A 574-nucleotide genomic window follows, 5' to 3' on the forward strand; every position below is an offset into this window, starting at 1 on the left:
ATTCGCCTATCTATAACGGTAAAACTGAGTATTCAGGTAGCCAATTTATGTTAATGGATAGCCCGCGTCATACTATGGACTACTTCGTTGAGAGTATGACCGAAGATCTTATCCTGTCGAATACCAGCGTATCGGCACGCACACCAATTGCTGTGACGTCGTTTGTAGACTTACAACATATGGATTCGACCAACTGGTTAGGCAATTCAGTCTCTGAAGGCTTCATCCACCAGTTTCAACGTCGCGGTTTTAAAGTGGTAGACTTTAAGACAACGGGGTCGATTCAAGTGACGCAACAGGGTGACTTTGCTTTGAGCCGAGATTGGAAAGATCTTGCTCAAGAGCAGGATGTTCAATATGTGCTAACAGGCACTATGCTTCGCCAAGAGGGCGGTGTACTAGTGAACGCTCGTGTCGTAGGTATGCAAACGCGTATTGTTGTCGCCTCAGCGCAGGGCTTCTTGCCAGCGGACCGTATTGGTCGTGACCTTGATACCTTGAACAGCATCCGCACTCAAGATGGTGTGATCATTCGTTCAGACCAAACCATTAAGCAGCCGTATACGGTTATTCT

At 47.0% G+C, this 574-nt stretch carries 1 protein-coding gene; it reads left to right on the forward strand.

What is annotated here, in order from left to right; all coding sequences use genetic code 11:
- A partial coding sequence (locus KIV40_RS33740; protein ID WP_285353786.1) for a FlgO family outer membrane protein occupies positions 1-574 on the forward strand: 574 nt, incomplete at both ends.

The sequence above is a fragment of the Vibrio sp. D173a genome, from assembly GCF_030248475.1.